The sequence below is a fragment of the Oleiagrimonas sp. genome, assembly GCF_027858935.1.
Classification (GTDB): domain Bacteria; phylum Pseudomonadota; class Gammaproteobacteria; order Xanthomonadales; family Rhodanobacteraceae; genus Oleiagrimonas.
Genome location: NZ_JAQIBU010000162.1, coordinates 1 through 6,448 on the forward strand (window position 1 = coordinate 1; position 6,448 = coordinate 6,448).

The window sequence follows — 6,448 nt, forward strand, 5'->3', positions numbered from 1 at the left end:
CTGTCACGGCAAAGCCATGCCCAAACCATGCTGAGGACGTAGAGGATCGGGAGAAGCACCAAACCGATGAACAGAGCTTTCAGCGGCCATCGGGATCCCTCGCTATCGTTTGCCAGGCCCAGTGCCCTGGACGTAATGCCATCGCGAAGAGGAGCCGTCTCCTCAAAGCCCAGCCCACTCCCGGCGTTGACCAGCACGATCACCGCCTTCTCCTCGGCGGGGATCATCGTCGCCAGCGTTTCGAACCCGGGGCTCGTCCCGCCATGCCAAACCGTACCGTTGCTGGAATCGACAAACCAGCCAAAACCGTAAAAGGGCGATACCTTGCTGGCGGGGCGCATCATCAGCGCCTTGTCGGCAGCGCTCAGCACGTCGTCCTTGCCATTCATCATCATTCGTAGATAGCGCGCCAGATCGCTGGCACTGGCAACAATGCCACCTTGCGGAGCGGTGGCGCGGTCGGTCCTGTTCGCGGGCAAGGGTTGTTCGGTGCCAAACCATGGCCGATGCCCAGTGGCCATGGTTTGATGGATCTTGCCGTCGGCGACAAAGCTGTGTGTCATGCCGAGTGGCTGCAGGATGTGAGTCGCCACATAGACCTGATAGGACTGCCCGCTGACGACTTCAATCAGGCGACCGAGAATCTGGTAGTTGGTATTCGAGTATGCCCACCTTTCACCGGGCTTGTAGGCTGGAGTCACCGCTTCCAACTGCTCAACCCGGACCGCAAGCGCATCCTTGCCATGAGTGCTTTGCGAAGGCGAGGTGTTCCCCTGCAGTGTGGAAAAGCCGCTGGTGTGACTGAGCAGCTGACGGATCGTGATGGCTCCGGCGGGCCGACCGGAGAAACCGTCAAGATAGTCAGAGAGCCTGGCATCCAGGTCGACCTTGCCCGCCTCGACCAGCTGCATCACGGCAAGCGCCGTAAAACTCTTGGAGATCGAGCCCGTCAGAAAAGCCGTGTCCGGCGTGAGTTGCCTGTCGCCCCCGATCCTCGCCACGCCACGCGCACCCATCGACGTGATCTCGCCATCGGACACGACGGCGTAGGCGACGCCGGGCATGCCGGACGCAGGCAGCTCGCGATCGATGAAACGCTCGATCGATCCTTCAGGGGCACTTGCATGCAAGGCCGTACTGAGGACAAGTGCAAGCATCCATAGCCATCTGCGCTTCATCGACGCCCTCCCCAAGTCGGGCTTGAAACATCACGTCTGTCCACTCACGAAAAACAGGCAACACAGGCGTCAAACCGCACTTTATGCATGGTTTGATCTGAAAAGTACACTTTGATGCCTTTGTTCTTTTTTCTGGTTTGAAGCGGTCGTATGTGTACGTGGAACCGTTTTTTAATCCACGCTGTTCACGCGCCCCTTTTCCGGGGGCTCTGGCTCTGACCGATCTTCGTACGTTAGCCCACAGACAATTCGCATCAGCCATGATCGAATGAACAGCGAATATCTTTCTTAGGAAGTACTTATGTACATCGGCGGCATACTCGGCACCATTCTTATCATTATTCTCATCGTCTGGATTGTTCGCAAGCTCTAGGAAACGTCTGATCAAACGGCCGAATTTTTCGCAACCACGTGCTTGAACCAGCCTTCAACGCGAACGAATTTCAATTGGCCGTTCAAACGGTCTTGTTTGAGCTTCTTTTCTGCCCGCAACACGCATTTTGGCGTGCAGCGGGCGCACCTATCCTGCGGCGAGCAACCGTTTTCTCGCCATCCACAGTTTGGCCATGGCAAACAGCGTGACAACCTGACCATGGTTCTTGGTCAAGCCGCGATAGCTTGCCTTGCTGTATCCGAACTGCCGCTTGACCACCCTGAACGGGTGCTCGACCGCGGAGCGAATGGATGCTTTAAAGTGCACGATCTGTTCGGTGAGCTCTCGCAGCGTGGCGTCCTGGATGGCCTTGACCTTGCTACGCTGCTCGGCGATGTAGAAACGTCGGCCAGGCGTGGCCTTTACGCGTTTTTCGGCGCCTCGATAGCCACTGTCCCCATATACTGCTTTTCCCTTGCCATGCAGAAACTTGGCGACCTCGGTGACGTCGCCGGTGTTGGCCGCCGTGGTGGTGCCGGTGTGGACCAGTCCGGTGCGTTCATCGACGCCGATGTGGGCCTTCATGCCGACGACGGCAGGGATGCCGGAGTTGAGGCAACGCAGGAGCAGTTGCCCGAGTACCACTGCTTGCCTTTGCGGGTCTGGTGCATCGCCGGGTCACGCTGGCGCTGCTTGTTCTTGGTCGACTCAGCCGCGGGGATGATCGTCGCATCCACGATCGTACCCTCGGACAGCTTCATGCAGTGCTCGCCCAGATAGGCCATGATGTCGTCAAACAGCGGCTGGGCCGGTTGATGCTTCTCCAGCAGGTGTCGAAACTGCAGATGGTGGTCTCATCCGGGGCGCTTTATCGGGCCAGGTCAATGCCCACGAATCGTCGCATGGCTTGCGCGTCGTACAACGTCCCCTCGGCAGCCGGATCGGACAGCGCGTACCACTGCTGCAACAGGTGGATGCGCAGCATGCGTTCCAATCCAATCGGCTGACGACCGCCACGCGCAGACTCCTTCGGATAGTACGGCTCCACCACCGCGCAAAGTCGATCCCAAGCCACCAGCTTGTCCATCTCTGCCAGGAAAATGTCGTGGCGAGTTGCTTTGCGATGGCGCTCGAAGCCGGTATCCGCTTCGGTGGCGACAGTCATCTGCTTGGGTCGGCTCATAAGGGCACTCCGAGATTAAGGTAGTTCGACCACGAGGCAAAATCAGAGTCGCCCTAAGTCCTCTCGATCGCAGCCATTTCTGGCGCAGGACATCCACGCTGGCGGAAAACTGCGGCGGCCCGAACAGCCAGACGAGCGTGACTGATGGCATTCGCGTCATCCTCTTCCGGAGGAGTAAATTAGGACTCGCGCGCTCACAGGGAATCGTACGGCCATCCTGGATCATCACGCCCCGCGGCAACACACCCCGGGCAAAACTGATTGCCAGCATCCCCTGTCGGCCATATCCGCCGTGCCGTTCACGAAACTTTTTCGATCAGGGAACATTCCATGAAGAAACTACTGGCAATATTCCTGGGCATGATGCTCGTCGCCCCGGTGGTATACGCCGGCGCCGGTATGTGGCCGTTGTCCAACTTGCCCACGAAGACCCTGCAAAACCGCTTCGGCTTCACGCCGACCAAGGGCTGGGTGCAGCATGTGCAGCTGGCTTCGGTGCGGCTCGCCGGCGGCTGCTCGGGCTCGTTCGTCTCGCCCGACGGCCTGGTGCTGACCAATCACCACTGCGTGGTCGAGTGCCTGCAGGGTATTTCCGACGCCAAGCACGACTACATGGCGCACTTCTTTTACGCCGACAAACGCGACGAGGAGAAGAAATGCCCGTCCATGGAGATCGAACAGATCGTCCGGCGCAGCAACGACACCGACACCGTGAACAAGGCGCTGGCGGACAAGAACGGCGCGGCCTATGTCGCCGCGAAGCGCGCCATCACCAGCAAGCTCGAAGATACCTGCGTGAACGGCCAGCCCGACAAATGGCGCTGCCAGCTGGTGTCGCTGTACCACGGTGGCCAGTACTGGATGTACAAGTACCGCCGCTACCAGGACGTGCGCATGGTGTTCGTGCCCAGCCAGCCGATGTCGTTCTTCGGCGGCTACCCGGACAACTTCAACTACCCGCGCTACGACTTCGCGGTGGCGATCGTGCGCGTCTACGTGAACGGCAAGCCCGCGCACACGCCCGACTACTTCCGGTTCTCGGCGAAGGGTCCGAAGAAGGGCCAGCTGGTGTTCACCTCCGGCAATCCCGGCTCCACCGAGCGCGGCGACACCATCGCCCAGCTCAAGGCGCTACGCTACCCCATCTACCCCGTGATCCTGAACTACTTCTCGCACAATCAGGGGCTGTACGAGGCATTCCGCTCGCAGAGCAAGGAAAACGCGCGCATTGCGCAGGGCTCGCTGTTCTATACCAACAACGACATCCAGTCGATCTCCGGGCAACTGCAGGCACTGAACAACACCACACAGTTCGCCCGCAAGGAAAAGCAGCAGGCGGCCTTGCGTGCCAAGGTCGATGCGGACCCCACATTGCGCCGGAAGTACGGCGATGCGTGGGCGAACATCGCGGCCATCCAGAGCAAGCAACTGGCCATGTTCCTGCCGCTGCGCATGATCGAGGGTCAGCAGGGCTTCGAGGCCAAGCTTTACCACATCGCCTTCACCATCGTGCTCGGCGCGCATGAGCGTACGCTGCCGCAGGACCAGCGTATCGGCGGGTTCCGCACGGCCAACCTGCCACGCATGGAACAGGGCCTGTTCTCCAAGGCGCCGGTGCATGCCGGATTCGACCGGCTGCGCCTGGAGTCCTCGCTGACCATGATGCGCAACCTGATGGGCGCAGACGCACCAATCAACCGAACGCTGTTCGCGGACGCCTCGCCGAAGATGGTCGCCAAGCATGCGGTGAACGGCACCAAACTGGCCAGCATCAAGGTCCGCAAGGCACTGTGGGACGGCGGCGAGAAGGCGGTGGCTGCATCGCACGATCCGATGATCGAGCTGGCGCGCAAGGTGCTGCCGTACTACCTGAAACTGCACAAGCAGGTCGAGGACCAGATCAGCGGTCCGATGGAGGCCAACACCGCCAAGGTCGCCCATGCCCGCTTCGCGGTCTACGGCACCAGCGTGGCCCCGGACGCGACCTTCTCCGAACGCGTCTCCTACGGCGTGGTCCGCGGCTGGTCCGAGCACGGCAAGCATATTCCCGCATTCACCACCATCGGTGGTCTGTACCAGCACGCCAAGGGCTATCCGCCACTGAAGCTGTCCAGCGCGTGGAGCGATGCCAAGAGCAAGCTCGATCCGAAGATGCCGATGAACTTCGTGTCCACCAATGACATCGTCGGCGGCAACTCCGGCAGCCCGGTCATCGACCGCAAAGGCCGACTGGTGGGCCTGATCTTCGACGGCAACCGGCCGTCGCTGGGCGGCGCGTTCTGGTACAACGTCAAGCGCAACCGCGCGGTCGCGGTCGACAGTGCCGCCATTCTCGCGGCGCTCAAGCACGTGTATCACGCCAAGCCGCTGGTGCATGAACTGACCCACGGCTGAGACAAGCAGCCCCATCCGTCTTCGATTGAAGACATGCAAAGGCCACGGAGTTCCGCTCCGTGGCCTTTTCTTTCTCCGCGAGTGCGCGCTCGGGGGCACAGGACGCGCTCGGATTCCCACGTGCTCGGGGGGGGGGGAACCCACATGCCCTGAAAGCTAAACCCGTAGCCTCGGTAGTTCAAGATTCAAGACCTGACCCTGAGATCCGCGTACTCGGCACCTTGCTTGCGATGCCAGGCATACATCGAACCCTTACTCGAGCGGGGCAAGTCGCTCCAGCCACGCCGCTCTGATCAAATTGGAAAATGACGCTTCCCGCTTATTTCTGAAAATGAATCCGGCCCTTCATTGGGACCGCGCTTCGTACGTTAGCCCACAGACGATTCGCACCAGTCATGTTCGAATGAACTTCAAATATCTTTGTTAGGAGATTCTCATGTACATCGGCGGCGGCATACTCGGAACCATTCTTATCATTATTCTTATCGTTTGGCTTGTTCGCAAGCTCTAGACCAACCAGGCCGTTCACATGACCAGGATGTGCGCTGCTCGCTGTTGTGGCGCTTTCAAGGCCCATCAGCAAAACAGATCAGAGTCATCCTTCTAGCTTCGCGCCTGGAAGAAAACGCACTCCAACTCTTTCATCGTCAACGCAAGCGTCAGACTTCAAGGAGATTTATATGGATAAGCAAGAAGTTACGTCCAACTCGGCTGCTCGTAGCGCCTCGAAGACACTTTCCAGCCCATCTACGGCTAAAGCCTCCAAATCGTCGGCCGGTAGCGCTTTGTCTCAGCGCAATACAGCGCAAAAGGTCACGTCGCCGCCTGTTGCAGGAGCGGCGTCGAAGACGCTTAAAGACGGTCGCACTTCCAAGGATTCAAAGTCTGCGGCAGGTAGCGCACTGACTCAGAAACCGGGCACCAAAAAGAAATAATCGGTTCAGACTCGAACCGGATCACGTCCTGCGGGAAAATAGAGGTCAGGTTCATTTGATTTTATTTAAATGAACCTGACCCCTTTGGTGCGCTTTGACCGGGGCGGCGAAATGGTGACGCCTTTATACCGCCGCGGGCAGATCAGCGGCTGGAGCGCTCGTTCGCACAGCTTTCCAGGCTGCGCGGCTTGCAGGCGTAAGGCAGCTGGTCAGCGGGTTTGCCAGCCAGCGTGTTGGCAATCCAGCGGTTCACCACGTCCTTCAGGATTGCCATCGGCAGACTGCCCTGGCCGACCACCACGTCGTCGAAATCCTTCAGCGAATATTTGTCCCCCAGTTTCTGCTGCGCTTCGGTACGCAGCGACAGGATGGTCTGTTCACCAAT

Annotated in this window: 3 protein-coding genes and 1 pseudogene; 1 reads left to right on the forward strand and 3 read right to left on the reverse strand. The window is 59.4% G+C overall.

What is annotated here, in order from left to right; genetic code table 11:
* The coding region (locus PF446_RS05920; protein ID WP_298070318.1) for a serine hydrolase domain-containing protein at positions 1–1,064 on the reverse strand (1,064 nt) is incomplete at its 3' end.
* A gap of 634 nt (positions 1,065–1,698) precedes the next feature.
* Positions 1,699–2,716, reverse strand: a pseudogene (locus PF446_RS05925) (IS5 family transposase).
* A 348-nt stretch (positions 2,717–3,064) separates the two neighbouring features.
* Between PF446_RS05925 and PF446_RS05930 the strand changes: the two are divergent.
* Positions 3,065–5,128 carry a S46 family peptidase gene (locus PF446_RS05930; RefSeq protein WP_298070319.1) on the forward strand — a complete coding sequence of 688 codons (2,064 nt, stop codon included), beginning with the start codon at positions 3,065–3,067 and terminating at the stop codon, positions 5,126–5,128.
* Positions 5,129–6,205: 1,077 nt separating this feature from the next.
* Here PF446_RS05930 and PF446_RS05935 read toward each other — a convergent pair.
* Positions 6,206–6,448: DUF885 family protein (locus PF446_RS05935; protein ID WP_298070320.1), on the reverse strand; the 243-nt coding region annotated here is incomplete at its 5' end.

Excerpts from the sequence above, each read along its gene's own strand:
- PF446_RS05930 (WP_298070319.1), top strand. The coding sequence starts at position 3,065 with ATGAAGAAACTACTGGCAATATTCCTGGGCATGATGCTCGTCGCCCCG.